Raw genomic sequence first — 26911 nt, 5'->3', positions numbered from 1 at the left:
CGCCGTCCCATGACCAGCCTTTCCCCGCTGTCCACCACGCGAGCCGCCGGTCCGGTCCGGCGGCTCGCCGGGGCCCTGCACCGCAGGCCCAGGGTCCGGCTCGCCGCGCTGCTCACCGCGCCCCTGCTGTGGCTGGTGCTCGCCTATCTCGGCTCGCTGGCCGCGCTGTTCCTCTCCGCGTTCTGGACCACCGACTCGTTCACCTCCGAGGTGGTACGCGTCTGGTCGGCGCAGAACTTCCAGGAGCTGCTGTCCTCGCCGGTGTACCGGACGGTCGCCCTGCGCACGGTCGGCGTCGCCCTGGCCGTGACCGCACTGTGCGCGCTGATCGCCTTCCCGATCGCGTTCTACACGGCCCGGGTGGCGAGCCCGCGCCGCCGCCCGCTGCTGGTGGTCGCGATCCTCACCCCGCTGTGGGCCAGCTACCTGGTGAAGGTGTACGCGTGGCGGCTCATCCTCTCCGAGGGCGGGCCGCTCGACTGGGCGCTGCGCCCGCTGGGCCTCAGCGGCCCGGGGTACGGACTGACCGCCACGGTCATGGTGCTCACCTACCTCTGGCTGCCGTACATGATCCTTCCGGTGCACACGGCCCTGGAACAGCTCCCGGACAACCTGCTGCACGCCTCGGCCGACCTCGGGGCGCGGGCCGGGCGGACCTTCTTCTCCGTGGTGCTGCCGATGGTGTGGCCGGCGGTCGCGGCGGGGTCGGTGTTCACCTTCTCGCTGAGCCTCGGCGACTACATCAGCGTGCAGATCGTCGGCGGCAAGACCCAGCTGCTCGGCAACCTCGTCTACTCCAACGTCACCCTCAACCTGCCGATGGCCGCCGCGCTCGGCACCGTGCCGGTGGCCGTCATCGTGCTCTACCTGCTCGCGGTGCGGCGCACCGGGGCGCTGCGCAGCCTGTGACCGGGCCGCGGAACCCGAACCTGCGGAAGGACCGCCCCCGATGAACCTCTCCCGTCCCGCGCGGATCGCGCTGCGCACCGCGGCCGGGCTCGGCTTCGCGGTGATCTACCTGCCGCTGCTGCTCGTGCTCCTCGGCTCGCTCAACCCGGACCGCTCGGCGAGCTGGCCGCTGCCCGGGCTCACCCTGGACTGGTGGGCGGCGGCCTGGGACAACGAGGGGGCCCGCGAGGCCCTGTGGACCTCGGTGCGGGCGGGCGTCGCGGCGACCGCGGTCGCGCTGGTGCTCGGCACGCTCATCGCCTTCGCCGTGCAGCGGCACCGCTTCTTCGGGCGGGAGGCGGTCTCCTTCGCGGTGGTGCTGCCGATCGCGCTGCCCGGCATCGTCACGGGCATCGCGCTCAACTCCGCCTTCGGGACCGTCCTGGCCCCGCTCGGGGTGGGCCTCGGGCTGTTCACGGTGATCGTGGGGCACGCGACCTTCTGCATCGTGGTCGTCTTCAACAACGTGACGGCACGGCTGCGCCGGCTGCCCGGCTCGTACGAGGAGGCGGCGATGGACCTGGGCGCGCACACCTTCCGCACCTTCTGGGACATCACCTTCCCGCTGCTGCGCTCGGCGCTGCTGGCCGGCGGGCTGCTGGCCTTCGCGCTCTCCTTCGACGAGGTCGTGGTGACCACCTTCACGGCGGGCCCCGGGGTGCGGACCCTGCCGCTGTGGATCTTCGACAACATGACACGGCCTCAGCAGGCCCCTGTGGTGAACGTGGTGGCGGCGCTGCTGGTGCTGCTGTCGGTGATCCCGATCTACGCGGCGCAGCGGCTGTCCTCGGACACGGCGGGCGGCGGGCGGGTCTGAGAGTCCGGTGCGCCGCCGGGCGGCGGGCCGTTCCGTGCCGGGTGCGGCCCGCGCCGGTGCGGCCCGCGCTCTGGGCTGAGCGCTGCTAGGTTTCCGGAATGCGGCAATTGCGCTCTTTTGACGTGCGTGGTCTCGCCCGTAAGGCGGCCTCCCTCCGGCCGCCGCGCCGGCGTTCTTCCGGCACGGTCACCCTGCCGGAGGCGGAGGACGCGGGGCGGGAGCGGCTGCGGGAGTTCGCCTCGCTGCTGTGCGAGCTCGGGTCGGAGCTGCTGCGCGCCGGGGAGCGGACCGCCGAGGTGGAGGCCGTCGTCCACGACGTCGCCGCCCGGTACGGGATGCGCGCACGGTGTTTCGTCGTGCCGACCGGGCTCTTCGTACGGGTCGGCGTCGGGCCCGACGGGCGCGGCGGCGAGCTGGACTTCGCCCCCGTCGAGGGCCCTGACCTGCGCCTGGACCAGGTCGAGGCGGTGCAGTCGCTGGTGGCGCGGCTGCGCGCGGAGGAGCTGCCGTTCGAGGAGGTGCGGGCGGCGCTGCGGGCCGAGCGGGAGAAGCCCGAGCGGTTCAGCCCGGCCACCACGGTGCTCGGCTACGTCCTGCTCACGGTGGGTCTGGGCGTGATGCGGCACGCGACCGTCGCCGCCGTCGTCGGTTATGCCGTCCTCGGCCTCGGGGTCGGCCTGCTGCGCCTGTTCGGGGACCGGTTGCCGGCCGGCCGCTCTGCGCTGCCGGTGGTCACGGCGATCCTGGTCAGCGCGGTCTCGCTGCGCTGGGCGGGCCCGCTCCTGCACGAGGAGCCCACCCTCCTGTACATCCCGCCGCTGATCGCCTTCCTGCCGGGCGCGGCGCTGACCCTCGGCGCGATCGAACTGGCCACCGGCGCCGCCCTGTCGGGCATCGCCCGGCTCGCGGTCGCGGTCAACGTGCTGCTGCTGCTCGCGCTCGGCATCCTGGTGGGCACCGAGCTCGTCCACCCCCGGCCGATCGGCAAGCCGCCCTCCGAGGCGCTGGGCGCCTGGGCCCCGTGGGCCGGGGTGCTGCTCCTCGGGTTCGGCTTCCTGCTCTACTTCTCGGCGCCGCCCCGGGTCACCGGCTGGCTGCTCGGCGCCCTGCTCACCGAGCGCCTGGTGCAGTCGGCGGCGGGCGAACTGGGCGGGGTCACCTTCGGCGCCTTCGCGGCGGGGGTGCTGCTGCCTCCGATGGCCTCCTGGATCGCACGCCGCTCCAGGACCCCGGACCAGGTGGTGTTCCTGCCCTGTTTCTGGCTCCTCGTACCGGGCGCGGTCGGGCTCACCAGCGTCTCGGAGATCATCGTCGACGGCGACACGGACGGCGGTCTGTCCAGTCTGGTGAACACCATCGTGACGGTCGCCGCGATCGCCCTGGGCGTCCTGGTCGGTGCCGGGCTCCAGCACAGGACCCGGCTGCGGGTCGGCGAACCGTCCCCGGCCGGACTCCTTGACCCGGATGGCGGAGGGGACGCGACGGATTCCGCGCCGGACCGCCCGGCCTGAATCCGTACGGCCCACGGCCCGCAGGGGTCCCCGCCACCGTCCGTGACCGGCTCCCGCCGGGTGAGGGGAGCCCCTTGCTGTTCCAGTGGACGGGAACTGCCCGGAAGTCGACGCATCTGGACGGCACTCCATGACCATGTCCCCCTTCGGATCCTTCGGCGGCTCAGACCCGTTCGGTGGCTCCGACCACTTCAACGACCTGCTCAACCGCTTCTTCGGCATGTCCCCCGCGGCCTCTCCCCCGGCCGTGCAGCGGGTGCCGATCGGGCGGCTGCTCACCGACTCGGCCCGTGACCTGCTCGGCCGGGCCGCCACCAAGGCCGCCGAGAACGGCAGCGCCGACCTCGACACCGAGCACCTGCTGTGGGCGTGCACCCAGGTCGAACCGGCCCGCGGTCTGCTCGCGCGCTCGGGTGCCGACCCCGACGAACTCGGCGAGGCCGTCGCCCAGGTGCTGCCGGGCGAGAGCGGTGTGCCGTCCGCCGAGCCGGGGCTCACGCCGGCCGCCAAGCGGGTGCTGCTGCGCGCCTTCGAACGGTCCCAGGAGTCGGGGGTCTCGTACATCGGTCCCGAACACATCCTGGGCGCCCTGCTCGACAGCCCCTCCTCCGCCGCGGCCAGGCTGCTCGGCTCGTACGGGACGGACGTCGGGGCGCTGCGCTCCACCGCCGACCGGCAGGCCCGTACCGAGGCCCCGCCGGCGGCGAAGCCGGAGTCGAAGACGCCGACGCTTGACGAGTACGGGCGGGACCTCACGGAGGAGGCCCGGGCGGGCAAGCTGGACCCGGTGGTCGGGCGGGCCGAGGAGATCGAGCAGACCGTGGAGATCCTCTCCCGCCGCTCGAAGAACAACCCGGTGCTCATCGGCGAGCCGGGCGTCGGCAAGACGGCCATCGTCGAGGGCCTGGCCCAGCGGATCGTGGCGGGCGAGGTGCCGCGCACCCTGGAGGGCAGGCGGGTCGTGGCCCTCGACCTGTCGGGCCTGGTCGCCGGGGCGCAGTACCGCGGCCAGTTCGAGGAGCGGCTGAAGAAGGTCATCGACGAGGTGAAGGAGGACGCCGACTCGACGGTCCTGTTCATCGACGAACTGCACACCGTGGTCGGCGCGGGCGCCACCGGCGAGGGCTCGATGGACGCGGGCAACATGCTCAAGCCGGCCCTCGCGCGCGGCGAACTGCATGTCGTCGGCGCGACGACGATCGACGAGTACCGGCGGTACGTCGAGAAGGACGCGGCCCTGGAGCGGCGCTTCCAGCCGGTGCTGATCCCCGAGCCGACCGTCGAGGAGACCATCGGCATCCTGGAGGGCCTGAGGGACCGTTACGAGGCGCACCACCAGGTGCGCTACAGCGACGACGCCCTCGCGGCGGCGGCCGAGCTCTCCGACCGCTACGTCCGGGACCGTTTCCTGCCCGACAAGGCGATCGACCTCATGGACCACACCGGCGCCCGGGTGCGGCTGCGCTCGCTCGGGCGGTCCACCGAGGCCGTCGCGCGCGAGGACAGACTGGCCAAGCTGAGCCGCGAGAAGGACGAGGCGGTGGCCGCGGAGGACTTCGAGCGCGCCAACGGCCTCAAGCAGGACATCGCCCGGGTCGAGGGCGAGCTCGCGGGCATCGAGGAACGCCGCGAGGGCGTCCTGGAGGTGACGCCCGCCGACATCGCCGAGGTGCTGTCCCGGCGCACCGGCATCCCCGTGGCGCAGATGACCGAGAACGAGAAGGAGCGGCTGCTCAAGCTGGAGGACGCCCTGCACAGCCGGGTGGTCGGCCAGGACGAGGCCGTCGTGGCGATCGCCCAGGCCGTGCGCCGCAACCGGGCCGGCATGGGCGACCCGAAGCGGCCCGTGGGCTCCTTCCTGTTCCTCGGCCCGACGGGTGTCGGCAAGACGGAGCTGGCCAAGGCGCTGGCGGAGCTGCTGTTCGGCGAGGAGGACCGGCTGATCCGCTTCGACATGAGCGAGTTCCAGGAGAAGCACACCGTCTCCCGGCTGGTCGGCGCCCCGCCCGGATACGTCGGCCACGAGGAGGCCGGGCAGCTCACCGAGAAGGTGCGCCGCCAGCCGTACAGCGTGCTCCTCTTCGACGAGGTGGAGAAGGCGCACCCGGACGTGTTCAACACGCTGCTCCAGGTCCTCGACGACGGGCGGCTGACCGACGCGCAGGGCCGCACGGTCGACTTCCGCCACTGCGTGGTCATCATGACCTCGAACATCGGCGCCCAGCGGATCCTCGCCCACCACGGCGACGTGTCGGAGATCCGCGAGGACCTCAAGCAGGACCTGCGGGACTACTTCCGGCCCGAGTTCCTCAACCGGATCGACGAGACGATCATCTTCCACGGCCTCGGCGAGGAGGACCTGTCACGGATCTTCGACCTGCTGATCGACCAGAGCAAGCGGCGGGTGAAGGCCCAGGGCCTGGACCTGGAGGTGACGACGGCGGCGAAGAAGCTGCTCGTCGCCCACGGGCACCAGCCGGAGTTCGGCGCCCGCCCGCTGCGCCGCACGATCCAGACGGAGCTGGACAACCGGATCGCCTCGCTGCTGCTGAGCGGAGAGGCCGACCCCGGGGACACGATCGTCGCGGACGTCGAGAACGACGCGCTGGTGTGCCGGATCGAGAGTCCGGAGCGGACCGGGGCGGACGCCTAGCCGGCCGGGGGCCCGCGGCAGTCTCCTATGGGCCGCCGTCGGATCTCGTACGGGATCTCTCACCGGTTCTCCGACGGGGCCTTCACCGCTGCTCCTTGGTCCATTCCAGGGTGACTTTCAGGTTCGCGCTGGCCGTGCCCTGGACGACGAGCGCGGTGAGCTTGCCCGCCTCCACGCCGAGCTGGCAGCCGAACTCCACCACCGCCCGGTCGGGCGCGGCCTGGTGCAGCGCGTCGCCGAGCTGCCCCGCGAAGGAGGACAGCGCGGCGGTGACCCCCGACAGGTCGGGCAGCCGGCCGTGCAGGCCTTCCAGCTCGTCGGATCCGCGCTCCGGGGCGAGCGTCTCCGCCTCCACGTACAGCATGCCGTCGGCGAGTTCGACCTTGGTCATCTCTGTCATCGTCACTCCTCGGTACGGGGCGGGCGGCCGGTCCGGGCTCAGAGGGCGGGCCGCAGCGCGCCGGAGGCCTGCCCGGCGCCGGGGGACGCGGGACCGAGGGCGCTGCCCCGGCGCCACTCGGCCCAGCTGAGGTTCCAGTCTCCGTAACCGTTGTCGAACGGGCTCATCGGCTCGCCGTAGGCGTGGACCACCCGCACGAGGTCGCCCTCGCGGACGGTGCCGTAGAACCAGGCCGCGTCCTCGGTGCTCATGCCGGTGCAGCCGTGGCTGACGTCCTCGCTGCCCTGCGCGTCCAGCGACCAGGGGGCGGCGTGCAGGTACTCGCCGCTCCACGTCACCCGGGTGGCCCAGCGGACCTTCAGGTCGTAGAAGTCCTCGCTGCCACGGGTGATGCCGATGGAGTCGCCGCGCATGCGGACGGTGGCCTCCTTGCCGAGGACGACCTTGATGCCGCCGCGGGTGCGGTAGCCCTCCTTGCCGGTGGTGACCGGGATGGTGCGGATCACCCGGCCGTCGCGGAAGACGGTCATGGTGTGCGCGGTGACGTCCGTGACGGCCTCGACGCGATCGCCGGTGGTGAGGGTGAGCGGTGCGGAGGGGGCGCCGTACAGCCCGTCGGCGACCCGGACCCGGTCGAGGGCGCTGTGGACGCGGACGGTGGCGTGGGCGGGCCAGTAGGTGCGCGGCCGGTAGTGGAGGGTGGTGGGGCCGACCCAGTGCCAGGCGCCGTCGGTCCGGGGGGTGGAGCGGACGTCGAGGGCCCGTTCGACGGAGCGCCGGGCCTCCGGGTCGGTGGCGGGCACGGGGTGGCTGAGTTCGGCGGTGAGCGGCTGGCCCACGCCGTACGTCGCGTCGCCGGAGCCTCCTCCGCGGGTGGGGCCGAATTCGGCGGTGAGGCGTTCGCCCTTGGGGGCCGCTCCGGTACGCAGGTCGAGCCGGGCGCGCTGGTGGCGGAACCGGCCGCCGTCGGCGCGCTCGACGACGAGGCGCGCGGTGTAGCGGGCGTCGGCGGGGAGCGGTGCGGTGCTGGTCCAGTGGGCGCCGTCGGCGCTCACCGCTCCGGCGACGCGGTGGCCCTTGTGGTCGGTGACGGTGACGTCGGCGAGCCGTCCGGGGGTGCGGAGGGCGAGGCCGAGGGGGCCGAGGGCGGTGCGCCCGTCGAGGGAGATCGGGGGCCTGGGTCCGTCGAGGAGGAGGGTGCGTCGGGGGACGGCGCACAGCCCGCCGTCGCCGGCGGGGCAGGCGTCGACCGAGACGAGAGCGGGGGCCGCCCGGGCGTCGGGGGCGCCGGCGCCCGGCGGCTGGGCCGCGTTGACGGTGAGGACGGCTCCTGCCGCGAGGGAGAGCGCACCCCACCCCTTGATGCTGCTGCGTGACGCCACGTCGGGCACCCACCCCTTCTCGCCTGCGCCGATCCGGTCCGACGGGTGCATCAAATCCGATCGGGGACCGAAAAGATGATCAACTGACCGGGCGTGGCGTGGGAGAGGCCCGTGAGACGACTCGAAAGCACCAACGAGGGGGTGCGCGGAGGTCGGCGGGGCGTGGTCGCGGTGGAGGCGAGGGGTTCCTCGCGACCGGGGACGACGCGTCTTCGCCGGCGCGTCACGCTGGGCCGTTCGGGGGAATTCCGGCGGGCCGCGGACACCTGGGGCGTGCCCGTGGGGCGGCGGACGGGTGAGGGCCCGGGGTTCAGCGAGGGACCTCCGGCAGTTCCTCGCCCGTCTCCAGGAGGGACTTCAGGCTGGAGATCAGGGCGGGCCAGCCCTCGCCCACCAGGCCGCCGATCGTGCCGTCGGGCTCCAGGTCGTCGTGGACGACGGTGAGCTTCACCATGTCCCCGGCGGGCTCGATCCCGAAGGTCACCTTGGAGCGGCGCTCCCCGGCGAGGCGGGCGTAGGTCTCCGGGTCGATCCGTACGGCCTCCGCCCAGGCGGGGGTGAAGGTGTGCCAGGTGTAGGCGAGGCGTCGGCCGGGCTCGGCGGCGAGGACGACCTGCTCGGGGTCGGTGGTCCTGCGGCCGTTCTCGTCCCAGACCATGGCGGAGCCGGCGGCCCAGTCGGTCTCGAAGGCCACGCCCCAGTAGCGGCGGGTGAGCTCGGGCTCGGTCAGCGCCTTCCACAGCTCGTCGGGTGTGGTGCGGATGTACGTCGTGTAGACGAACGCGTTGCTGTCCATCGGGGCTTGCTCCATTGCGGACTTCAGGTCGGCGGGGGCGTTGACCGGGGCGGCCTTCGGATAGTGCAGCTTCTCCCGCTACCGGCCGCGTCGCACCGCGACGGGCAGCCATTCGGCCGCACGTCAGCGGAGCGCGGCGGCCACGAGCCCCTCGATCTCCTCCCGCACCGCGCCCGGCGCCCGCCCGGCGGCCACGACCCGGTCCAGGACCAGGCCGTCCACGCAGGCGAGCAGGGTGAGGGTGCGTGCTTCGGGGTCCGTCACGCCATGGGCGGCGAGGAAGCTCCGTACCGCCTCGCGCCCGGGATTCCTCCTCGGCACCAGGATCGCGCGCAGCTCGGGGTCGCGCACGCTCTCCAGGACACAGGCGTAGCGGGCCAGGGAGCGCCGGCGCCCCTCCCCGCTCGTGCGCGTGGCGACGAGCACGGCGAGGCCGTGGACCAGATCGGCGGGGGTACGGAGCGCGGGGGCGTTCTCCGCGGCGGCCCGCAGCTCGGCCTGGTCCAGCTCGACGAGCCGCAGGACCAGGCCGGTGAGCAGGGCGGATCGGGTGCGGAAGTACGCGGAGGTGGTCCCCGTCGGCAGCCCGGCGGCGGCGTCCACGGCCCGGTGGGTGAGGCCGCGCATGCCCGCGTCGGCGAGGACGTCGAGGGCGGCGTCGGCGAGCACGGTGCGGCGGGCGGGGGCGGGCGCCGGGGATGCGGAAGTCACCCCCTCTTTCTACACCTGTAGAGGGCAGCGCTACGCTCCGGTCATCGTCTTCTACAGATGTAGAAGGCGGCCGTACGGGAGTGAGGGCGCACCATGGGACACACCGCTGTCGTCGTCGGCGCGGGCATCGGGGGGCTGGCCGCCGCGATCGGACTCCGCCGCGTCGGCTGGGAGGTGCGAGTCGTGGACCGCGCGCCCGTCCTCACCGACGCGGGGGCCGGGATCTCCCTGGCGGCGAACGGCATCCGCGCGCTCGACGCCCTGGGGCTCGGCGCCGCCGTACGGGCCGCCGGGCGCGGCCAGTACACGGGAGGCACCCGCACCCCGCGCGGCTCCTGGCTCGCCCGGATGGACGGCGCCGCGCTGGAACGCGCCCTCGGCTCCCCCATCGTGGGCATCCCGCGCGCCGAACTCCACCGCCTGCTGCGCGGCGCGCTGCCGCCCGGGACGGTGCGTACGGGAGTGACCGCGACGGGGGTGATCCCCCCTGGGGAGGACGGCAGGGCGCGACTCACGTATACGGCGGAGGCGGCGGGTACCCGTCGGGGGGAGGCCGGTCCGGACGGCTCCTTGGAGGCGGATCTGGTGGTCGCCGCCGACGGCGTCGGCAGCCGGCTGCGCAGCGCCCTGTTCCCCGGCCACCCGGGCCCGGTGCACAGCGGTTCGACGGTGCTGCGGGCGGTCACCGAGCGGCCCGTGGACCTGCGTACCGACTTCGAGCTCACCTGGGGACACGGCGCCGAGTTCGGGCACATCGCCTTCGCCGACGGGCGCGCGGAATGGCACGCGGTGCTCAACTCCCCCGCCGGGGTACGGCACGAGGACCCGCTCGCCGTGCTGCGAAGGCGCTTCGCCGGCTGGCACGCGCCGGTCCCCGGACTCCTCGCCGCGACCCAGCCCGAGGCCGTCCTCCACCACGACATCGCCGAACTGGCCACTCCTCTGCCGTCGTTCGTCGCCGGACGGGTGGTCCTCCTCGGCGACGCCGCGCACGCCATGACCCCGAACCTCGGCCAGGGCGCCTGCCAGGCGCTGGAGGACGCCGTGGTCCTGGCCGCGGCGCTCGACACCGAGCCGGGGGTGACGGCCGCGCTCGCCCGGTACGACACCGAACGGCGCCCGCGCACCACGGCCGTGGCCGCCGCGGCCCGGCAGGCCGGGCGGATGGGGCAGCAGCTCGCCCACCCGCTCGCCGTACCCCTGCGCAACGCCCTTCTGCGCCTGACCCCTTCGGGCGTCGCCCTGCGGATGATCCTTCGCCACGCCGACTGGACCCCGCCCCTCTCACCAGGGCTTTCACCGGAGAATAGGTGCAGAGGAAACTATTGAACGAACTGCTAGTTTGTCCGGATGTCTCTCAAGCACGCGGTCCTGGCGGCCCTTTTGGAGGGCGAGGCGTCCGGATACGACCTGGCCAAGCTCTTCGACGTCTCCGTGGCCAACTTCTGGGCGGCCACTCCGCAGCAGCTCTACCGGGAGCTGGACCGGCTCTCCGAGGCCGGCCTGATCGCGGCCCGCGTGGTGCAGCAGGAACGGCGCCCCAACAAGCGCATGTTCACCCTCACCGAGGCGGGCCGCCAGGACCTCGTCGCCTACACCTCGCACCCGCCGAAGCCGACGGCGGTCCGCGACGAGCTCATGGTGCAGGTGCAGGCCTGCGACGAGGGCGACACGGCGGCGGTGCGGCAGCACGTGCGGGAGCGGATGGAGTGGGCCCGCGGCAAGATCGCGCGCTACGAGCGGCTGCGGGAGTGGCTGCTGGACGGTCGCGACGAGGAGACCTATCTGCGCGAGGCCGAGCGGGTCGGCCCGTACCTCACACTGATGCGCGGCCGGGCCTTCGAGGAGGAGAACGTGCGCTGGGGCGAGCGGGTCCTGACGGTCCTCGCCGAGCGCGAGGCCTCGTCCCCGGTGCGCCAGGCCCGGTGACGTGCCCCGTGATGTGCGCGGTGACGTGCGCGGTGACGTGCGCGGTGACGTGCGTGGCTACCGTGCGGTAGCGTCGCTGCGCATGAACGTCGGTGACATCGTCGAGGACTTCACTCTTCCGGATGAAACGGGGACGCCCCGCTCCCTCTCGGGCCTGCTGGCCGAGGGGCCGGTCGTCCTCTTCTTCTACCCGGCCGCGCTCACCCCCGGGTGCACGGCCGAGGCCTGCCATTTCCGCGACCTGGCGGGCGAGTTCCGCGCGGTCGGGGCCGGGCCCGTCGGCATCAGCACGGACGAGGTGGAGCGGCAGCAGGAGTTCGCCGAGCGCCACTCGCTCGGCTATCCCCTGCTCTCCGATCCCACGGGTGCCGTCCGGGACCGGTTCGGGGTGAAGCGGGGCTTCTCGCTGGCGCCGACGAAGCGGGTCACGTTCGTGATCGACCAGGACCGGAAGGTGCTGGAGGTCGTGCGTAGCGAGCTGCGGATGAGCGCCCACGCGGACCGCGCGCTCGCGGCGCTCCGGGCGCGCGGGCGCTGAGCCCGCGCGTCCCGCGCCCCACGGCGCGCATCATGCGGTCCGAATCACGGGGCGAGCATCACGGGGCGCGCATCGTCAGACGCCGAGCAGAGGCAAACACCAGACATTCCACCGGTCCCCTATGACTCCCTCGTGTGCGAGCGCCGTTCGCGTGCGCCCGCTCATCCGAACACGGCCTCGGCGGGCCCGCACCCCGGGGCGGCCACGACATGCGGGACCGCGCGGGGTCGACAAGACTCGCTTCCACGTCGGGCCGTTCGAGGTCGACGGGAAACGGAGTGCAGGCATGGACGACTACCCTCTGCTCAATCTCTTCTGGACCATGCTCTGGTTCTTCCTCTGGATCATGTGGCTCTTCCTGCTGTTCAAGGTCATCACGGACATCTTCCGCGACCACGACCTCAGCGGCTGGGGCAAGGCGGGCTGGATGATCCTCTGCATCCTGGTGCCCTACCTGGGCGTTCTGATCTACGTCATCGCACGCGGCAAGGGGATGGGGAAGCGCGACCTCAAGCAGGCTCAGGCGAGCGAGGCGGCGTTCCAGGACTACATCCGCAAGACCGCGGGAACCTCGCCGGGCGGCGGCACGGGCGGCAGCGTGGACGAACTCGCGCGCCTGTCGGAGCTGAAGGACAAGGGAGCCATCACGGACGAGGAGTTCGAGAGGGCGAAGGCCAAGGTCCTGTCCTGACCGGACCGAACGGCGAGGAGCACGAGGCGCCCGCGGAACTCCCCCGCTCCCTGCTGCGCGCGGCGAGCGCGCAGCCGGGCCGGCTGCCGGAGCTCCTCGCCGACTTCGCGACCCGCCGGCTGGGCCGCGGGGCCGGCCGGACGGTGGAGCGGCTGCGCGCGGAGCACCCCGACGAGACGCCGGACCTGCTGCGCGCCAGGATCGTGGCGCGCGGCAGCCGGGCGGCGACGTCGGAGGGCGCGTTCGTGGGCGGGCCGTTCCTGGTGTTCATCCCGGTCGCGTTCTGCGCGGCGCTCCTCTCGCAGGCGCGGATGTTGCTGGAGCTGGCGGCCCTCGAAGGCCGGGATCCGGCCGACGACGAGCGGACCGCCGAACTGCTGGTCCTCCAGGGGGTGTACGAGGACACCGACGCCGCGCGGGCCGGACTGGCCGCCCCGCAGCCCCCGGCCGCGGGACGGCCGGCGCGGTTCGCCGCCCTGTGGGAACTGGTCATGCGGATGGCGCGGCTGCTCGGGCTCGTCACCCCCTCGGACGGCGGCGGGACCGGGCTTCTCGTACGGATCGGCCAGTGGGCGCTGGTCGGCGCCGTGTTCCTGGTCGGTCTGGCGGCCCCGCTGGTGTGGCTGCCGTACCTGGCCTTCTCGTACCACCGCGGCACGGCCCGGGTCGCGGACCGGGCGACGCTCTTCTACTCCGGCGCGCGGCTTCCGCGCCGCAGCGGCCGGCTCTCCCCCGCGGTGGTGACGGCCTCGGTGCGTGCCGCGCTGTCCCTGCTCGTTCCGCTGGTGGCACTCGCGGTGGTCGTGTTCACCGACGCCCGGATCGCCGACCGGAAATGGCCGGTCCTCGGCGTCACGCTGTTCACTGCGTCGATGGCGGTCGGCGGCTGGTGGACGTGGCGGCGCCACGGGCGGAAGGACCGGAAGCCACCCCCTTAATACGTATGAGAAATGCGCCTTTGATACGGTCGTTCCGTGCGGTTGACCAAATTCACCGACCTGGCGCTGCGTGCCGTGATGCGTCTGGCGGTCTCCAGGCAGGACGACACCCCCACCACGCGCGAGGTGGCGGATTCCATGGCCGTCCCCTACGCCCACATGGCGAAGGTGGTCACGCGCCTCCAGCATCTCGGCGTGGTCGAGGCGCGACGCGGCCGGGGCGGCGGGCTGACGCTGACCGATCTCGGCCGGCGCTCCTCGGTGGGCTGGCTCGCCAGGACGCTGGAGGGCGAGGAGGAGGTCGTCGCCTGCGAGGGCGATCCACCGTGCCCGCTGCGTACGGCATGCCGGCTGCGCGGCGCGCTGCGCGAGGCGCAGGAGGCCTTCTACCGCACCCTCGACCCGCTCACCGTCGCGGATCTGGTCGATTCCCCCACCGGACCGGTGCTCATCGCCCTGTCCACGAGCCGTCCCGCCGACTGACGGCACCCCCGCGCGCCACGCGGGGTTTCCGCACCGTTTTAAATACGCAGATCATCTACCAAATATGGAGTCGTCATGCTGTCCGAGCAGGCCACCCCGGTCGTCCGGGCCACCCTCCCCGTCGTCGGGGGAGCGCTCGACGAGATCACCGAACGGTTCTACGCGGGGCTGTTCACCGCCCACCCTGAGCTGCTGCGGGACCTCTTCAACCGCGGCAACCAGGCCACCGGCGACCAGCGGAAGGCCCTGGCCGGCTCCATAGCCGCCTTCGCCGGGGCGCTGCTCGCGCGGCCCGAGGCCCGCCCGGACGTGATGCTCTCGCGGATCGCGCACAAGCACGCCTCGCTGGGCGTCACCTCCGCGCAGTACAAGGTGGTCCACGAGCACCTCTTCGCCGCCATCGTGTCCGTGCTCGGCGACGCCGTGACCCCTGAGGTCGCACGCGCCTGGGACGAGGTGTACTGGCTGATGGCCAACGCCCTGATCGCCATCGAGGCCCGCCTCTACCAGGAGCAGGGCGTCGCGGAGGGGCAGGTGTGGCAGCCGATGGAGATCGCGGAGCGCCGCGCCGAGACCCCTGACACCGTCTCCCTCGTGCTGCGCCCCGTCGACGGGCGTCCGGCCGGCGGCTTCCGGCCCGGCCAGTACGTCAGCGTCCAGGTCGCGCTCCCGGACGGCGCCCGGCAGATCCGCCAGTACAGCCTCTCGGCCGCGCCCGGCCGACCCGAATGGCGGATCACCGTCAAGCGCATCGAGGGCGATCCGGCCGGCGAGGTCTCGTCCTGGCTGCACACGCACGCCGGAGTCGGCGACCGGGTCACCGTGTCGGCCCCGTTCGGCGACCTCGTCCTGCCCGAGGGCGACGCGCCGCTGCTGCTGGCCTCCGCCGGCATCGGCTCGACGCCCATGCTGGCGATGCTCGACCACCTCGTGACCACCGGTTCGCAGCGCCCGGTGACCGTGGTCCACGCCGACCGCACGCCCGGGAGCCACGCGCACCGCGAGGAGCTGCGCCGCCTCGTCGAGGCCCTGCCGCAGGGCTCGCTGCACCTCTGGTACGAGGAGCCGGGCACCGAGGAGGCGGGGCGCGGCCGGGCCCAGGTCTCGACGCTGGACCTGCCGGAGGACGTCACCGCGTACCTCTGCGGCCCGCTGCCCTTCATGCGCGCGGTGCGCGGCGACCTGCTCGCCCGGGGCATCGCCCCGGCGGCCGTGCACTACGAGGTGTTCGGGCCCGACCTGTGGCTGGGCACCGAGGCCTGACCGGCCACATCGCCTGCAATCCGATGGGCCATGGTGTTTCCGCCCGGGATATTGCATAGTGATGCCGCTAAATCACCTCATGATCAGTGGCAGGAGCGGGCGAATGGGTACGGCGCAGAAGGCGGTTCACGGACTCGCCCTGGACATCGGCAGCTCCCGCACCCGGGTGTGGGCGCCCGGCGCGGGTGTCGTCGCGGACGTGCCCAGCGGCCCGGTCCGGCGCGGGCGCGTCACCGACGCCACCCCGCACCAGCGGCTGCTCCGGGAGGTCGCGGACTCGGCGTTCGGCGGCGCGATGGACGAGACCGTCGTGATGCTCTGCCACCCGGTCCTCGCCGGCCCGGCGGAGCGGGAGGAGACCCGCCGGATGGTGGCCGGGCTCGGCGCCGCGCGGGTCGTCTCGGTGAACAGCGCCCGTGCCGCGGCGGCCTACGCGGGCCCCTCGGGCGGCGGCCCGCTGCTCGTGGCCGACCTGGGGGCGGAGCTCACCGAGGTCACCCTCCTCGTCGACGGCATGGTCCAGGACGCCCGGCAGGCCGAGGTCGGCCTCGACGACCTCACGGAGGCGGGCGGCTCGGCGGACGCCGTGGTCTCCGCGGCCGCGGAGATGGTGCGGGACCTGTGGCGGCGGGACTCCACGGGCGCGGTCCGCGGGGCGCTGGGCCGGGGCGTCCTCGTCACCGGGGGCGGCGCGCTGCGTCTCGACCTGACGAGCCGCCTCGCCCTGCGCCTCGGCGTCCGGCTGCGGCTGGCGAACGACCCGGCCACGAGCACCGTACGTGGCGCGGGCCTGCTGCTCTCCTCGGCGCTGCGGCACCCGGGCGGGCGCTGACCGTCCGGTCCCGCCGACGCGCCCCCGCATCCCCTGGTACGTCCGGTGGGACGGGGCGCGCACGCGCGTCCGGGGTCAGCAGCCGGCGGCCCAGATGTGGGAGTCACCCCGGTCGTTGGCCGCGCCGTTGTACCCGACCTCCTGGCCGGGGGCGAGACAGACGGTCCCGCTCTCGCGGGAGCAGCGGTCGGCGAGGGCCGGGTCGGGGCGCCCCTGGCGCGGCCCGCCCTCGGGTGCGGCGCACCGGGTCCAGCGGTCGACGGCGGCCTGGTGGGCGGGGTCGTCCTTCATCCGGGCCTGGGCCTCGGCGCGCAGGTTGTCGACGGTGACCTGGGCGTGGAACCAGCGGATCTGGTCGCCGTAGAGGCTCGCGCGGGCCGTGGCGACGCAGCCGTCGCTGTTGGCCGTGACGGTGAGCCCGCTGGCGAGGGTCAGGGACAGTTCACGCGGGTCGCTGCCGAAGAGCGCGGCCTGGAGCCGGCGGTCCTCGGCGGGAGCGCGCGCCCTGGACGGGAGGGTGAGGCCGCGGTCGCCGAGGCAGTCGACGACGAGGCTCTGCTCGGCGGCCTTGAGGAGCCGGTCCTGCTCCAGCCGTGTGGTGCCGACGGGCGGTCCGGCAGGGCCGGGCCGGACGGTGGCGCAGCCGGCCAGAACGAGGGCGGCGGCGGCCGTCACGAGTGCGCGGCGGGTTCCGTGACGCAAGAGGTTCCCCCTGGTGGCGGGTTTGATCGGCGTGGTCCGGCGGCGTGGTCGCCACCGTTCGTGGCGATCAATGCCCGGTGCCGGACCGGCCATGCGAGGGGTCCGCGCGACTCACTCGAAGGGGTAGGACGCGCCGGAGCGCGCGCCGCCGGAGGGGCGTTCACGGCGCGTGCGGCGCCCACGACAAAGCCCCGGTTGGACGGGGGATTCCAACCGGGGCTGTTTGCCGTGACAAGAGAAGGGCGGCCGCCTCTTGGGGGGGACCTAGGGCGCCGGACCCCTTCACCGTCACATACTGATGAACGGTAAACCTCCCCGCATTGTTCCGGGGTGTCCCCTGCGCCACATGTGAGTCAAATCACCCGTTTGGCACCCGTTCAGCCACTCCGGGCGGGTCAGTCGTCCTTCTCGGGGCGGTAGACGGCGCCGGGCTCGGCCTTCCCGGGGGCGAGCAGCTCGGGCACGGTCACGAAGGTGTAGCCCTGGCGCTTCAGCTCGTCGATGATCCCGGGCACTGCGGGGACGGTGCCGTCGTAGATGTCGTGGAGCAGGATGATCCCGTCCCGGTGCGCCTGCTCCAGGACGCGCTTGCGGATGAGCGCGGAGTCGGTGGTGGAGTAGTCCTTGGCCGTGATGCTCCACAGGATCTGGGCGAGACCGAGTTCGCGGCTCACCTCGGCGACGGTGTCGTCGGTGCGGCCCTGCGGCGGGCGCATGAGGGTGGGCTTGCGGCCGGTGATCTTGGCTATCGCGTCCTGCGTGCGTGAGAGCTCCTCGCGGACCTGGGAGGCGTCCAGGTCGGTGAGGATCTCGTGGGACCAGGTGTGGTTGGCGACCTCGTGCCCCTCGTCCGAGATCCGCTTGACGACCTGGGGGTAGCGCTCGACGTGCTTCTTGCCGAGGAGGAAGAAGGTGGCGTGGACCTTCTTCTCCTTGAGCACGTCCAGCAGGTGGGGCGTGTCCTTGCCCGGCCCCGCGTCGAAGGTCAGCGCGATGCACTTGACCTTGTCGCAGTCCACGCCGCCGGCCGTAGCCGCGCCCTTGAGGTCCGCAGCGGCGCCGCCACGCGCGTCACCGGGGGTGACCGTGTCGGCGGAGCAGCCGGCGAGAGTGAGGACCAGCGAGGCCGCGGCGAGAAGGGCGACGGTCGGCCCTCGGCGGCGGCCCGACGTGGTTCGGAACATGTTCAACCCGCTTTCCCCGATGATGGTTCGAGTACCGGGGCCCACGCTGGTCACGGCGGGGCCCTGCGGCACAGCCAGAACTCTACACACGGTGTATAGCTGCCCTGTCGAGGGGGGTCCTGCCCTGCTCCGGGCAGGTGCGCGCCCCCTCAGGCACACGACGACCCCGGGCGGCGCCCGTCCGCTCCGCCCGGGGGGTCACGGGGTCATCGAGTCACGAGGCCATCAGGTCAGTGGGTCACCGGGAGGCGAGGAGGATCCGCGCCTCGGTCTCCTGGTCGCCGGAGACGGATTGGAGGGACTGGATGGCGAAGTTGCGCGCCAGCACCTTCTCGACCTCGTCGACGGCGTGGTAACCGCCGGTGAGGGTGGCGCCGACCATGGAGCTCAGCCTGACCGGCGGCATCTCCTCGTGCCGGCCGCCCGCCGTGTCGAAGGTGGCCATCCAGACGGTGGTGGCGGGCCCGGCGGCCGCCTTGGGGCCCGGTGCCGTCGTGTCCTCGACCTGGTAGGCGTGGTCGAGAACCTCGAAGACGGCCTGGGCGTCCTCCCGGCAGCAGTCGCTCAGCTGCACGGTGACATCGGTGTCGATGTGCAAGTCGTACACGTCGCTCATCTCCTCCTGTCCCGCTTCCAGCATGCCTCCCGGCAGGGCATCCCGCGAGGTTCGTGCCACGGTGGAGGGGGAGTGACACGGGAGGACACGTGGCCGGACCATCGGAAGGATCGCCCGGATCTGCGGGACCGACTGGACCGGTGGGGCCAACGGAGCCTACTGGGCCGGCGGAACCGGCCCGGCAGGACCACGACGGGCTGGTCCGCGGGCGTAACGAGACGCCCGAGGAACGGGCGGACCGGCGCTGGGGCGAGCTGATGCAGGAGATCCGGGTCGCCCAGACGGGCGTGCAGATCTTCTTCGGTTTCCTGCTCACGGTCGTCTTCACGCCCCGCTTCGCGGAACTCTCCGACACCGACCGGACGATCTACGTGGTCACCATCTCGCTCTCCGCCGCCGCGATCGGCGCGCTGATCGGACCGGTCTCCTTCCACCGGATGGTCGCCGGCCGGCGCCTGAAGCCCCGGGCGGTGGCCTGGACCTCGCGGCTGATCCTCATCGGGCTCGTGCTGCTCCTCGCGACCCTGACCGCGGCCTTGTTGCTGGTGCTCCGGGTGGCGACCGGAGGCGCGTACGTGCCCTGGCTCGTCGGGAGCCTGTTCGCCTGGTACGTGCTGTGCTGGTTCGTCCTGCCGCTCTGGGTGCGCCGCCGCCACACGTCGGACCACGACTGACCGCACGGCGGGTCCGGCGGGTCCGGCGGGCACGGCGGACACGGCTCAGTCGCCCGCGAGGACCCGTTCCACGGTGTCGGCCTCAGCCGCGCTCTTGTCGGGGCGGTGGCGCAGGACTCGGGCGAAGCGCAGGGTCACCCCGGCCGGGTAGCGGGTCGAGCGCTGGAGCCCGTCGTAGGCGACCTCCACGACGAACTCGGGCCGCACCCGTACGGTGAACCCGTCGTCGGACACGGCCAGTTCACCGAGCCGCCCGGTCTGCAGGCGGAGCATCTCGTCCGTGAGCCCCTTGAAGGTCTTCCCCAGCATCACGAACGTGCCGTCGGCGGCCCGGGCCCCCAGATGCAGGTTGGACAGCAGCCCCGTCCGCCGCCCGTGACCCCACTCGGCGGCGAGCACGACCAGGTCGAGGGTGTGCACGGGCTTCACCTTCAGCCAGCCGCGTCCCCGGCGCCCCGCGACGTAGGGCGCGTCGAGCGCCTTCACCAGCACGCCCTCGTGGCCCCGGGCGAGCGTGTCCCGGAAGAACCGCTCGGCCGTCTCGGCCGCGCCGGGCTCCCCGGGGTCGGCGACGACGCTGCGGCACACCCGCAGCGACTCGGGCAGCAACCGGGCGAGCACCCGGTGACGCTCCTCCCCCGGCAGGTCGACGAGCACCCGGCCGTCCGCCGCGAGCACGTCGAAGAAGACGGGCGACAGCGGCAGCCCGGCCCGCGCGCCGGCCACGTCGACGCGGGAACCGACCCGGGAGGCGATGTCCTGGAACGGCATCGGCCGCCCGGTCGCGGGGTCGACCGCGATGACCTCGCCGTCCAGGACGAGCCCGTCGCCGCGCGTCTCCAGGGCGACGCCCACGACCTCGGGGAGCCGGTCGGTGATGTCGTCGAGGGAGCGGGTGAACACCCGGACCTCGTCGCCGAGGCGGTGGACCTGGATCCGGATGCCGTCCAGCTTCTCCTCCACGACGCAGGGCCCCAGCGCGGCGACAGCCTCCGTCACGCTGCCCGCGGTGTGGGCGAGCATCGGCTGCACCGGACTGCCGACCCGCAGCGTGAACGTGCCGAGCACGGCGGCACCCTCGGCGAGCACCGCGCTCGCGACCCGCGGCAGCGAACCTTCGAGCATGACGGCCCGCCGCAGCTCCTCCGGCGCCACCCCGGCGGCCCGTGCGACCCCTTCCAGGGCGATGGCGTCCAGAGCGCCCTGACGCACCTCCCCGGACAGCAGCCGGATCAGGAACTCCTGCTCGGCGAGGGTGGCGGCCGCCATGAGTCCCCGCACCAGCTCACCGCGCCGCGCCTGCGCTCCCGCGCCCGAGACCCCGGCGACCTCTGTCATCACCGCGTCGGTGCCGGCGAGGGTCAGCGTCGGCCGCTCGGCGGGCCCGACGGCCGGCGGGACGACGTGCTTGAGCACGCTCCAGCCGACCCCGATCCGCCCCTGCGGAAGCCGTCCGGAGAGATAGGCGATGACCAGCGGGCTCTCCTCGGGCGCGGCCTCCGCGAACAGCTCGGCCAGCAGACCGATCTTCCGCGACCGCGCCGAGGCGGCCGCGACCTCCCCCGACACCTCCGCGACCCGGGCCAGCAACATGCGCCCATCGTGCCCGCGCCCGAGCCCCACCGCACCCCGGCCGAAGCGCGTCGGACGCGCCCCGGGAGCCGGTTCCGACACGTCCCCGCCGCGGTGGCCCCTACGTGCGCCCCACCTCCCTGCGCCTGCGCAGCCGGTCGAGCAGGCCTCGCCGGACGCGCCTCCCCGGCGGCCGGGTGACGCCCGGCGGCCGTACCGGAACGGGAGCCACGGTCACGGCGGCACCGCTCCCGCTGTCCTCGCGCGCGGGCGCCTCCTCCCGCCGTACGACGGCGACAAGCGGCGTGCCGCGTCCGTCCGGGCGAGGGGCCTGGCGGTCGGCGCGGGCCTCGTCCAGGGCGAGGGCGAGGCTCATCCGGTGCCAGAGGATCTCGTCCGGGTCGTCGGCGAGCATCAGGCGGTCGGCGATCTCACGGCCGGTCGGGCCGGTCGGCCGCCACGCGGGCGGCGCGGGGCGGAACCGGTCCAGGTAGACGCGTTCGTAGGGGTCGTCGACGACCTCGGCGACCTGGAGCGGGTCGAGCAGCGAGGCGATCGCGGCCGTCCGCACCCAGGGGTCCCTGCTCGCCCGCAGCAGCGAACCGAGCCGCCGGGCCCGCCAGTTGCGCGGCCGCCAGTCCTCGTACCCGTCGGCCCGGGAACGCACGTCGAGCGGGAGGCGGCCGGTGAGGAGTCCCGGGTGGTTGAGGGCGAACTCGGCCAGTTCGGCGGCCGGGTAGAGCCAGACGACCGCCCGGTAGCGGTTGACGTAGAACCGCAGCGGGCTGAAGTGCCCGGTCCTGGCGAGTCGGGTGAAGCGCTCCCGGGTGACCGCGAGGAGTCGGGCGCCCTCCGTCGTGCCGACGACGCGGACCCGTTCGCGCAGCCCTTCGGGGAAGTCCGGGGCGGCTCTGAGGCGTTCGATCTCGCTCCACCGCACGCGTCGGCGCGCAGCGATGCCGGGCCCGTCCGGGCCGGCGGCGGACACGGAGCCCGTCGCCGTCCCCGACACCGTCCGGACGATGCCCAGTTGGACGGCGAGCTGGAACTCGTCGCGCCGCAGTCCCAGCTCTTCCGCCGCCCGCCCCGGCGTCACCACCTGCGAGCCGTCCTCCTGCGTGATGGTGCCCCCGTGCGTCGTACGGTCCTGCGCTGCGGTGCGTACGTGCTGTGTCGTGCGGTCCAGCGTGGTGCCGCGTACGTGCTGGGTCGTGCGGTCCAGCGTGGTGCCAGGGTCGTGCGGTGTCGTGCGGTCCTGCGTGGTCATGTCGTCGGTCCTCCCCCGCGAGTCCTGAATACTCTCGGTGATGACCGTAACCGGTAGTGACTACCCTTCGCTCGGCCTGTGGATAACCTCGCCGCCGGGCTGCCGCGCCGCCACGCCCAGGTGTTCGCCCACCCGGTTCACCAGCAGTGTCATCTCGTAGGCGACCTGGCCGACATCGGCCTCGGCGGCGCTCAGCACGCTCAGGCAGCTGCCGTCGCCGGCCGCCGTGACGAAGAGCAGCGCCTCGTCGAACTCGACCATGGTCTGCCGTGGCCGGCCGGCCTTGAAGTGCCGGCCGGAGCCGCGGGCGAGACTGTGCAGACCGGAGGAGACCGCGGCGAGGTGCTCCGCGTCCTCCCGTGCCAGACCGCTGCTCGCCCCGGTGACCAGGCCGTCGTTCGACAGCACCAGCGCGTGCTGTATGGATTCGACCCGACCGGTCAGATCGTCGAGAAGCCAGTCGAGTCCTCGGTCCAACGCCATTGTGTGGTCCTCCCCCTGTTGGTGCGTGTCACCTGCCAGCCTTACGCACTGTCGTGGACAGGGCAAGCACCCGTCACGACCTGCGCGCCGCCCCGAGGACGTGACGCCCGCCGGGCCGTCAGCCCACCGAGTCCAGGAGCCGTGCCGTGTGCATCCGGCCGGCGTACTCGACCAGGCGGATCAGCACTTCCTTGCCGGAGTCGCGGTCCCTTGCGTCGCAGAGCACCACGGGCGTTCCGCGGTCCAGGTCGAGGGCGCGCGCGACATCGTGCGCGCCGTATGTCCGGGCGCCCGCGAAGCAGTTGACGGCGACGACGAAGGGGATCCCCCGGTGCTCGAAGTAGTCCACGGCGGGGAAGCAGTCCTCCAGGCGCCGGGTGTCGGCGAGGACGACGGCGCCGAGCGCTCCCTGGGACAGCTCGTCCCACAGGAACCAGAAGCGGTCCTGTCCCGGCGTTCCGAAGAGGTACAGGGCGAGTCCGGAGCGGATGGTGATGCGGCCGAAGTCCATGGCGACCGTCGTGGTGGTCTTCTGGGCGACGCCTCCGGTGTCGTCCACCGACTCCCCGGCCCGGCTGAGCAGTTCCTCCGTCCGCAGCGGCCGGATCTCGCTCACCGCGCCGACGAGGGTGGTCTTGCCGACCCCGAACCCGCCGGCGACCAGGATCTTCAGCGCGAGGGCCGTGGTGTCCACGTCGCCCTCCGGGGTGCTCTCAGAGCGCTCGTAGGCCATCGATTACTTCCCTCAGGATGCGTTCATCAGGGAGCTGTGCGGGAGGCACCGGTCTGCTGACCCGTACGAATCCCGCTTCGAGGAGGTCGCCGAGCAGCACCCGCACGACACCGACCGGGAGGTCGGCGTCGGCCGAGAGTTCGGCGACCGACTGGGTCTCGGCCCGGCACAGGGCGAGCAGGGACCGGTGTTCGGGGCCGAGCAGGGACTCCTCCGCCCCGCCCGGCGGGTCGTCGTCGACGACGACGAGCGCGATGAGGTCGAACCGTACGTTGCTCGGTCCGGGCTTGGTGCGGCCGCCCGTCAGGGCGTACGGCCGGACGAGCGGCCCGGCCTCGGCGTCGTACCAACGACTGCCCGGCCCGTCCTGGGGCGAGCCGGTGCTGTCCTCGTTCATGGGGGTCTCCGGTCAGCCGGCGGCCGGTGGGGGCACGGTGAGCCGCGGCGGGGTGTGCAGGTGTTCGCCGACCCGCTTCACCAGGCGGGCCATCTCGTACGCGATGAGGCCGATGTCGGCGTGGACGGAGCTGAGCAGGGCCAGGCAGGAGCCGTCTCCCGCGGCGGCGACGAAGAGGAAGCCGTCGTCCATCTCGACCATGGTCTGGCGCACGCCGCCGGTGTGGAACTGGCGCCCGGCGCCCTTGGCGAGGCTGTTGAAGCCGGAGGCGATGGCGGCGAGGTGTTCGGCGTCCTCGCGGCTGAGCCCGCTGGAGGCGCCGACGGCGAGGCCGTCGTTGGAGAGGACGACGGTGTGGCGGACCTCGCGGACGCGGGTGCCGAGGTCGTCGAGGAGCCAGTCGAGCTCGCCGGAGCGCTGGTGGGGCATCCTCTCGTGGTCGATCATGCGTCGTCTCCTTCACTGCCGGGGGTGCTGGATGCGGGCCGGCCGGGCTGGCCGGTGCCCAAGGGGCGTCTGCTGCCGAGCGGGGTGCCGTGGGCCGGGGTGCCGGGGACTGGCCCGCCGCCGCGCTGCCAGCCGTCGCGGTAGGCGGTCATGCGGTCCCGGACCTGTTCGGGGGTGCGCTGGGCCGTGGTGGGCGGGGGATCCGCCGTGCTGTACGGGGCGGGGGCGGGTGCCTCGCGCAACTGCGGTACGAGGCTGGCCTGCCGCACGCGTTGGGGCAGGTCCGCGCTCGGGCCCGGTCCCTCGTGGCCGTCCGACTCGGGCGGCCGGCCGTCGGTTCCGTCGGCGGGCGGGGCCGGTGGCGGCGGGAGGACGGGCGTGGGCCGGGCCGGGGGCGCCGGCGTCACGGAGCGGGGGCGCCGGCCGATGGCGGTGACACCGGCGGGAGGCTTTCGCTGCTCGGGCCTGCCCCCGGATAGCGGCACTCCCCATGCCTCCCGGGGCGCGGGGACCGCCGGTATCCGGGGCGGGCGCGGTGCCTCGGGATCGCGCCTGTGGACGGCCTGGGCCGTGCGGGCGTCGGGGGCGGGGCGCTCCTCGCGTACGGATGCCTCGGCGGCGTGCCGGGCTTCGGGCTCGCGCGCGGGTCCGGGACCGTACGCGGGCCGGTCGGGGTGGTCGGGGGCGGTGCCCCGGCCGGGCGGGAGGGCGCCCTGCAGCAGGTCGGTGGGGAGGAGGACGACGGCGGTGGTGCCGCCGTAGGGCGAGGTGCGCAGGTGGACCGCGATCTCGTGCCGCGCGGAGAGGCGGCTGACGACGAAGAGTCCGAGCCGGTCGCTGTCGAAGAGGTCGAGGGCCTCGGACTGGGCGATCCGGGCGTTCGCCTCGGCGAGGCTGTCCCTGCCCATGCCGAGACCGCGGTCCTCGATCTCCAGGGCATAGCCGTTGCCGACGGGTTCGCCGCTGATCCGGACCTTGGTGTGCGGCGGGGAGAACTGGGCCGCGTTCTCGATGAGTTCGGCGAGCAGGTGGGTGAGGTCGGCGACGGCGCCGCCGACGATGGCGGTCTCGGGGAGACGGCGGACCTCGACGCGGGCGTAGTCCTCGATCTCGGAGACGGCGGCGCGGACGACGTTGGTGAGAGGCACGGGCATGCGCCAGGCGCGGCCGGGGGCGGCGCCGGAGAGGATGATCAGGCTCTCGGCGTGGCGGCGCATCCGGGTGGTGAGGTGGTCGAGCCGGAAGAGGTCGCCGAGTTCGTTGGGGTCGTCGGCGCGTCGCTCCATGGTGTCGAGCAGGTTGAGCTGGCGGTGCACCAGGACCTGGCTGCGGCGGGCGAGGTTGACGAAGACGCCGGAGATGCCGTGGGCGAGTTCGGCGCGCTCCACGGCGGCGGAGAGCGCGGCCCGGTGGACGGTGGTGAGCGCCTCGCCGACCTGGCCGATCTCGTCCTGGGGGGCGGGTCCCGGCGGGGTCTCGGCCTGGACGTCGATCTCTTCTCCGGCGCGCAGTCGGCGCATGGCGGCGGGGAGTTTGCGGCGGGCGATCTCCAGAGCGGTGTTGCGCAGGCTGACGAGTTCGACGACGAGGCCGCGGCCGATGCGGACGGAGATGACGAGGGACGCGCCCACCGCGGCGAGGCCGAGGAGGACGGCGGCGCCGCCGGTGCTGAAGGCGCCTCCGCCGAACGGGTCGGTGCGGTCGGCCGCCGCGCGGTGGGCGCCCGTCTCGACGCCCGCGATGCCGTCGCGTACGAAGGCGTGGGCGTCGTCCCAGTCGCCGGAGGAAGTGGCCTGGGCCGCCCGGCGGCCGGGGTCGGCCGCGCGGACACGGTCCTCGGCCGCGGTGAGCCGCCGGTAGCCGGGCTGGGCGGTGAGCTCGTGCCAGGCGGTGCGCTGGGGCGCGGGCAGGTCGGCGGTGGCGGCCTCGACGAGGGCGCGGCGGGCGTCGACGGCGCCGCCGAACGCCCGGAGACGGTCGGCGTCGAGCCGTCCGGTGAGGTGGGCCGAGCCCAGGAGGGCGTCCTCGCGGGCCAGCATCTCCCCCGCGCGGGCGAGTTCGAGGAGGACACGGGCGTCGGATCCGGCCTGCGGGTCCTGGATGCCGGTGAGCGCGCCGTCGACGCCGAAGCCGGCGGAGATGGCTGAGGTGTACACGGCGTAGACCTGGTCCCAGTCGGCGTGGCCGTCGGCTGCGGCGGTGCGGAGCCTGCCCAGTCCCTCGGCCTTCGCGACGAAGGCGGCGACCCTGCCTGAGACGTCCACGGGGAGGTTCCCGGTGTCGCCGACGGTGTGCCGGGCGTCGAGACGGAGCCGGGCGACGGCGGTGTCGGTGCGCGCGATCCGGTCCTTGAGCTCGGCGGCGCGCCCGGCGCCGGGGGCCGCGACCTGGCGTACGGCGGCCCGGCGTTCGTCCTGGAGGGCGGTGACGGCGGCGCTGACGGGCTGCCGGATGTCGGCGTCGACCGACTGGAGGAGACGGAGGCGGGCGATGTCCTGGGCGGTGGTGACGGTGGCGAATCCCCACAGGGCGAGCAGGGAGACGACGGGGACCATGAGGAGGGAGACGATCTTCGCGCGGACGGTACGGGGGCGCAGCCCGCGCACGTGGGCTCGCGCCGGGGCGCCCGGTCCGGGGCCGTCGGGGCCTCGGGCTCCGTCGGGGCCTCTGGCCCCAGTGGGTGCGGACGTGCGTGCGGAGGCGGCGGTGGGCGGGCGAGGGGCGGCGGGCTCGCTCCGCACCTTCTCGTCGGCGGGCCGTCCGGCGTGGGCACGGCGCCCACGGGCCGCCGTGGACGCCTGCGGCGGGGCCTCGGCCTCCGGTTCCGGGGTCTTGCGGGGAGTTCGCATGGCCTCCTCGTTCCTTCGTTCACGGCCTGCCGGTAAGGGGCGGTCCGCCTGGTGCTCGGGGCTTACGGTCCGGAGACGGCGCCGGTGGCGCTCCG

26 protein-coding genes and 1 pseudogene are annotated in these 26911 nt (G+C 73.7%); 13 read left to right on the top strand and 14 right to left on the bottom strand.

Translation table 11 applies throughout. From position 1 onward, the window contains the following. The first annotated feature begins 9 nt into the window (after positions 1-9). The 4 genes from ACZ3ZE_RS22305 to ACZ3ZE_RS22290 all read left to right on the top strand — a co-directional run bounded on the left by ACZ3ZE_RS22305 (position 10) and on the right by ACZ3ZE_RS22290 (position 5929). A complete protein-coding gene (locus tag ACZ3ZE_RS22305) occupies positions 10-909 on the top strand; it encodes an ABC transporter permease (protein WP_361172292.1) in 900 nt (299 codons plus the stop codon). Between the two features lie 40 nt (positions 910-949). Further along, positions 950-1765, top strand: coding sequence for an ABC transporter permease (locus tag ACZ3ZE_RS22300; protein WP_467260318.1), 816 nt, complete (start codon positions 950-952; stop codon positions 1763-1765). A 98-nt stretch (positions 1766-1863) separates the two neighbouring features. Beyond that, positions 1864-3276 carry a threonine/serine exporter family protein gene (locus ACZ3ZE_RS22295; RefSeq protein ID WP_467260316.1) on the top strand — a complete coding sequence of 471 codons (1413 nt, stop codon included), beginning with the start codon at positions 1864-1866 and terminating at the stop codon, positions 3274-3276. Positions 3277-3406: 130 nt separating this feature from the next. Continuing rightward, positions 3407-5929, top strand: coding sequence for an ATP-dependent Clp protease ATP-binding subunit (locus tag ACZ3ZE_RS22290; protein WP_467260313.1), 2523 nt, complete (start codon positions 3407-3409; stop codon positions 5927-5929). An 82-nt stretch (positions 5930-6011) separates the two neighbouring features. Here the strand turns inward: ACZ3ZE_RS22290 and ACZ3ZE_RS22285 are convergent, their stop codons facing one another. The 4 genes from ACZ3ZE_RS22285 to ACZ3ZE_RS22270 form a co-directional block, all read right to left on the bottom strand. Continuing rightward, on the bottom strand, positions 6012-6329 hold the full coding sequence (locus ACZ3ZE_RS22285) for a CU044_2847 family protein (protein ID WP_361172280.1): 318 nt from the start codon (positions 6327-6329) through the stop codon (positions 6012-6014). A gap of 38 nt (positions 6330-6367) precedes the next feature. Beyond that, positions 6368-7711: a L,D-transpeptidase gene (locus tag ACZ3ZE_RS22280; protein ID WP_467260311.1), complete on the bottom strand. Its 1344-nt coding sequence runs from the start codon at positions 7709-7711 to the stop codon at positions 6368-6370. Between the two features lie 310 nt (positions 7712-8021). After that, entirely contained in the window at positions 8022-8507 is a 486-nt protein-coding gene (locus tag ACZ3ZE_RS22275; protein ID WP_361172274.1) for an SRPBCC family protein, read from the bottom strand. A gap of 123 nt (positions 8508-8630) precedes the next feature. Next, positions 8631-9134 (bottom strand): TetR/AcrR family transcriptional regulator, encoded by a 504-nt coding sequence (locus ACZ3ZE_RS22270; protein ID WP_361172872.1) that lies wholly within the window; start codon positions 9132-9134, stop codon positions 8631-8633. A gap of 177 nt (positions 9135-9311) precedes the next feature. Here ACZ3ZE_RS22270 and ACZ3ZE_RS22265 point away from each other — a divergent pair, with 177 nt between their 5' ends. From ACZ3ZE_RS22265 to ACZ3ZE_RS22230, 8 genes are all read left to right on the top strand, one after another. After that, positions 9312-10547: an FAD-dependent monooxygenase gene (locus ACZ3ZE_RS22265; protein WP_467260308.1), complete on the top strand. Its 1236-nt coding sequence runs from the start codon at positions 9312-9314 to the stop codon at positions 10545-10547. Positions 10548-10568: 21 nt separating this feature from the next. Next, the gene (locus ACZ3ZE_RS22260; protein ID WP_467260305.1) at positions 10569-11147 is read left to right on the top strand and encodes a PadR family transcriptional regulator; all 579 of its coding nucleotides are present in this window, start codon (positions 10569-10571) and stop codon (positions 11145-11147) included. An 82-nt stretch (positions 11148-11229) separates the two neighbouring features. Further along, entirely contained in the window at positions 11230-11685 is a 456-nt protein-coding gene (locus ACZ3ZE_RS22255; RefSeq protein ID WP_361172265.1) for a peroxiredoxin, read from the top strand. Between the two features lie 286 nt (positions 11686-11971). Further along, a complete protein-coding gene (locus ACZ3ZE_RS22250) occupies positions 11972-12376 on the top strand; it encodes an SHOCT domain-containing protein (protein WP_361172262.1) in 405 nt (134 codons plus the stop codon). Positions 12377-12519: 143 nt separating this feature from the next. Then, positions 12520-13314: a hypothetical protein gene (locus ACZ3ZE_RS22245; protein WP_467260302.1), complete on the top strand. Its 795-nt coding sequence runs from the start codon at positions 12520-12522 to the stop codon at positions 13312-13314. Positions 13315-13350: 36 nt separating this feature from the next. Continuing rightward, on the top strand, positions 13351-13797 hold the full coding sequence (locus tag ACZ3ZE_RS22240) for an RrF2 family transcriptional regulator (protein ID WP_361172256.1): 447 nt from the start codon (positions 13351-13353) through the stop codon (positions 13795-13797). 75 nt (positions 13798-13872) lie between these two features. Continuing rightward, positions 13873-15060, top strand: a complete 1188-nt coding sequence (locus ACZ3ZE_RS22235; RefSeq protein ID WP_467260299.1) for a globin domain-containing protein — start codon at positions 13873-13875, stop codon at positions 15058-15060. Positions 15061-15163: 103 nt separating this feature from the next. Then, positions 15164-15892: a rod shape-determining protein gene (locus ACZ3ZE_RS22230; protein ID WP_361172250.1), complete on the top strand. Its 729-nt coding sequence runs from the start codon at positions 15164-15166 to the stop codon at positions 15890-15892. 75 nt (positions 15893-15967) lie between these two features. Here ACZ3ZE_RS22230 and ACZ3ZE_RS22225 read toward each other — a convergent pair. From ACZ3ZE_RS22225 to ACZ3ZE_RS22215, 3 genes and pseudogenes are all read right to left on the bottom strand, one after another. After that, positions 15968-16057, bottom strand: a pseudogene (locus ACZ3ZE_RS22225) (peptidase inhibitor family I36 protein); the annotation flags it as partial. 932 nt (positions 16058-16989) lie between these two features. Next, positions 16990-17778: a polysaccharide deacetylase family protein gene (locus tag ACZ3ZE_RS22220; protein ID WP_361627871.1), complete on the bottom strand. Its 789-nt coding sequence runs from the start codon at positions 17776-17778 to the stop codon at positions 16990-16992. A gap of 238 nt (positions 17779-18016) precedes the next feature. Further along, positions 18017-18418, bottom strand: a complete 402-nt coding sequence (locus ACZ3ZE_RS22215; protein ID WP_361172240.1) for a hypothetical protein — start codon at positions 18416-18418, stop codon at positions 18017-18019. A 173-nt stretch (positions 18419-18591) separates the two neighbouring features. Here ACZ3ZE_RS22215 and ACZ3ZE_RS22210 point away from each other — a divergent pair, with 173 nt between their 5' ends. Further along, positions 18592-19068: a DUF6328 family protein gene (locus ACZ3ZE_RS22210; RefSeq protein WP_361172869.1), complete on the top strand. Its 477-nt coding sequence runs from the start codon at positions 18592-18594 to the stop codon at positions 19066-19068. Positions 19069-19113: 45 nt separating this feature from the next. Here ACZ3ZE_RS22210 and ACZ3ZE_RS22205 read toward each other — a convergent pair whose 3' ends face one another. From ACZ3ZE_RS22205 to ACZ3ZE_RS22175, 7 genes are all read right to left on the bottom strand, one after another. After that, positions 19114-20661: an ATP-dependent DNA ligase gene (locus ACZ3ZE_RS22205; RefSeq protein WP_361172237.1), complete on the bottom strand. Its 1548-nt coding sequence runs from the start codon at positions 20659-20661 to the stop codon at positions 19114-19116. A 100-nt stretch (positions 20662-20761) separates the two neighbouring features. Next, the gene (locus ACZ3ZE_RS22200) at positions 20762-21907 is read right to left on the bottom strand and encodes a DUF6397 family protein (protein ID WP_467260296.1); all 1146 of its coding nucleotides are present in this window, start codon (positions 21905-21907) and stop codon (positions 20762-20764) included. Between the two features lie 60 nt (positions 21908-21967). After that, a complete protein-coding gene (locus ACZ3ZE_RS22195) occupies positions 21968-22390 on the bottom strand; it encodes a roadblock/LC7 domain-containing protein (RefSeq protein ID WP_329427220.1) in 423 nt (140 codons plus the stop codon). 118 nt (positions 22391-22508) lie between these two features. Next, positions 22509-23123: a GTP-binding protein gene (locus ACZ3ZE_RS22190; protein WP_361172231.1), complete on the bottom strand. Its 615-nt coding sequence runs from the start codon at positions 23121-23123 to the stop codon at positions 22509-22511. Then, complete coding sequence (locus tag ACZ3ZE_RS22185; RefSeq protein ID WP_361172228.1) at positions 23104-23520, bottom strand: DUF742 domain-containing protein; 417 nt, start codon at positions 23518-23520, stop codon at positions 23104-23106. Before ACZ3ZE_RS22185 ends, ACZ3ZE_RS22190 begins: the two co-directional genes overlap by 20 nt. Before the next feature lie 12 nt (positions 23521-23532). Continuing rightward, positions 23533-23967: a roadblock/LC7 domain-containing protein gene (locus ACZ3ZE_RS22180; RefSeq protein ID WP_361172225.1), complete on the bottom strand. Its 435-nt coding sequence runs from the start codon at positions 23965-23967 to the stop codon at positions 23533-23535. After that, a complete protein-coding gene (locus ACZ3ZE_RS22175; protein WP_467260293.1) occupies positions 23964-26816 on the bottom strand; it encodes a sensor histidine kinase in 2853 nt (950 codons plus the stop codon). Before ACZ3ZE_RS22175 ends, ACZ3ZE_RS22180 begins: the two co-directional genes overlap by 4 nt. Positions 26817-26911 lie beyond the last annotated feature (95 nt).

Source organism: Streptomyces sp. NPDC023157 (assembly GCF_055560575.1).
This window is presented reverse-complemented; position numbering and strand designations above follow the sequence as displayed.

Coding starts and splice junctions, on each gene's coding strand:
- ACZ3ZE_RS22305 (WP_361172292.1), top strand. CDS start 10: ATGACCAGCCTTTCCCCGCTGTCCACCACGCGAGCCGCCGGTCCGGTC.
- ACZ3ZE_RS22275 (WP_361172274.1), bottom strand. CDS start 8,507: ATGGACAGCAACGCGTTCGTCTACACGACGTACATCCGCACCACACCC.
- ACZ3ZE_RS22180 (WP_361172225.1), bottom strand. CDS start 23,967: ATGATCGACCACGAGAGGATGCCCCACCAGCGCTCCGGCGAGCTCGAC.
- ACZ3ZE_RS22175 (WP_467260293.1), bottom strand. CDS start 26,816: ATGCGAACTCCCCGCAAGACCCCGGAACCGGAGGCCGAGGCCCCGCCG.
- ACZ3ZE_RS22285 (WP_361172280.1), bottom strand. CDS start 6,329: ATGACAGAGATGACCAAGGTCGAACTCGCCGACGGCATGCTGTACGTG.
- ACZ3ZE_RS22260 (WP_467260305.1), top strand. CDS start 10,569: ATGTCTCTCAAGCACGCGGTCCTGGCGGCCCTTTTGGAGGGCGAGGCG.
- ACZ3ZE_RS22205 (WP_361172237.1), bottom strand. CDS start 20,661: ATGTTGCTGGCCCGGGTCGCGGAGGTGTCGGGGGAGGTCGCGGCCGCC.
- ACZ3ZE_RS22185 (WP_361172228.1), bottom strand. CDS start 23,520: ATGAACGAGGACAGCACCGGCTCGCCCCAGGACGGGCCGGGCAGTCGT.
- ACZ3ZE_RS22230 (WP_361172250.1), top strand. CDS start 15,164: ATGGGTACGGCGCAGAAGGCGGTTCACGGACTCGCCCTGGACATCGGC.
- ACZ3ZE_RS22215 (WP_361172240.1), bottom strand. CDS start 18,418: ATGCTGGAAGCGGGACAGGAGGAGATGAGCGACGTGTACGACTTGCAC.
- ACZ3ZE_RS22255 (WP_361172265.1), top strand. CDS start 11,230: ATGAACGTCGGTGACATCGTCGAGGACTTCACTCTTCCGGATGAAACG.
- ACZ3ZE_RS22300 (WP_467260318.1), top strand. CDS start 950: ATGAACCTCTCCCGTCCCGCGCGGATCGCGCTGCGCACCGCGGCCGGG.
- ACZ3ZE_RS22265 (WP_467260308.1), top strand. CDS start 9,312: ATGGGACACACCGCTGTCGTCGTCGGCGCGGGCATCGGGGGGCTGGCC.
- ACZ3ZE_RS22270 (WP_361172872.1), bottom strand. CDS start 9,134: ATGCGCGGCCTCACCCACCGGGCCGTGGACGCCGCCGCCGGGCTGCCG.
- ACZ3ZE_RS22295 (WP_467260316.1), top strand. CDS start 1,864: ATGCGGCAATTGCGCTCTTTTGACGTGCGTGGTCTCGCCCGTAAGGCG.
- ACZ3ZE_RS22290 (WP_467260313.1), top strand. CDS start 3,407: ATGACCATGTCCCCCTTCGGATCCTTCGGCGGCTCAGACCCGTTCGGT.
- ACZ3ZE_RS22195 (WP_329427220.1), bottom strand. CDS start 22,390: ATGGCGTTGGACCGAGGACTCGACTGGCTTCTCGACGATCTGACCGGT.
- ACZ3ZE_RS22250 (WP_361172262.1), top strand. CDS start 11,972: ATGGACGACTACCCTCTGCTCAATCTCTTCTGGACCATGCTCTGGTTC.
- ACZ3ZE_RS22235 (WP_467260299.1), top strand. CDS start 13,873: ATGCTGTCCGAGCAGGCCACCCCGGTCGTCCGGGCCACCCTCCCCGTC.
- ACZ3ZE_RS22190 (WP_361172231.1), bottom strand. CDS start 23,123: ATGGCCTACGAGCGCTCTGAGAGCACCCCGGAGGGCGACGTGGACACC.
- ACZ3ZE_RS22200 (WP_467260296.1), bottom strand. CDS start 21,907: ATGACCACGCAGGACCGCACGACACCGCACGACCCTGGCACCACGCTG.
- ACZ3ZE_RS22220 (WP_361627871.1), bottom strand. CDS start 17,778: ATGTTCCGAACCACGTCGGGCCGCCGCCGAGGGCCGACCGTCGCCCTT.